At 75.1% G+C, this 1,060-nt stretch carries 1 protein-coding gene; it reads right to left on the bottom strand.

Features of this window, described 5'->3' with window-relative positions; translation table 11 throughout:
* Window positions 1–293: 293 nt before the first annotated feature.
* Window positions 294–1,060, bottom strand: a 767-nt coding sequence (locus tag HMPREF3105_RS01540; RefSeq protein ID WP_210401414.1) for a 2-oxo acid dehydrogenase subunit E2, incomplete at its 5' end; no start/stop codon positions are given.

A 1,060-nucleotide genomic window follows, 5' to 3' on the forward strand; every position in this document is an offset into this window, starting at 1 on the left:
TGGCGGCCGGGCTGACGCTGCTGGCCCTCACCCTCGACACCCCCGCGACCAGCGGCGCAGGCCCCCACCCGGCGGCCGAGCCGGCCGGGATCCTGCTCAGCGCCTCCCCCGCGGTCCTGCTGTGGGGCGCGCTCGGCACGGCCTTTCGCCGCGGCCGCGCGGACTGACCCCTCCCCGCACGCTCACCGCACCCCCACCACGCGACGAGCCCTGCGATGTGGCGGCCATCCGCGAGGTATGGCCGCCACATCGCAGGGCTCGTCCGGGGTCGGGGCGGGCGGGGATCGTCCGGATCAGATCCGGGCGAGGGCCGCCGTCGGGTCGTGGAGGCAGTCCGCCACGAACGTGAGGAACGCGCTCGCGGTGGCGCCGTCGGTGACGCGGTGGTCGAAGGTCACGGTCATCTCGGTGACCTTGCGGACCACGATCTCCCCGTCCACGACCCACGGGCGGTCGATGATCCGGCCGATGCCGAGCATCCCGACCTCGGGCACGTTGATGATCGGCGTGGCGCCGTCCGTGCCCAGCGGGCCGTAGTTGTTCAGCGTGAACGTGCCGCGGGTGAGCTCGGCCGGGGCGGCCCGGCCCGCGCGGGCGCGGCTGACGGTGTCGTTGACCGCGGCGGTGAGCTCGTCCGCGGACAGCTTCTCCGCGTGCTCGACGGACGGCACCATGAGGCCGCGGTCGGTCTGCACGGCCAGGCCGAGGTGGACGCCGTCGACCTCCACAATCTCGTCCTTGCCGTCCGCCCCCGCCTCGATGCGCGCGTTCATCACCGGGTACCGGCGCAGGCCGGCCAGGGTGAAGCGGGCGATCAGGCCGAGCAGCGAGGGCGCGTTCTCCGAGTCTTTCGCCTTGAGCGAGGCCCGCAGCTCGAGCAGGGCGGTGACGTCCACGTCCAGCCACGCCGTGACCTCCGGGACCTCGCGGCGCGAGCGGGAGAGCTGGTCCGCGATCACCTTGCGCACCCCCGAGATCGGGGTGCGGGCGACGACGGCCAGGCCGGTCCGCCCGTCCACGGCGCCCGGCTGCGCGGCGGCCTCGGCCGCCGGGACGGCTG

The sequence above is a fragment of the Micrococcus sp. HMSC31B01 genome (genome assembly GCF_001816085.1).
Taxonomy (GTDB): domain Bacteria; phylum Actinomycetota; class Actinomycetes; order Actinomycetales; family Micrococcaceae; genus Micrococcus; species Micrococcus luteus.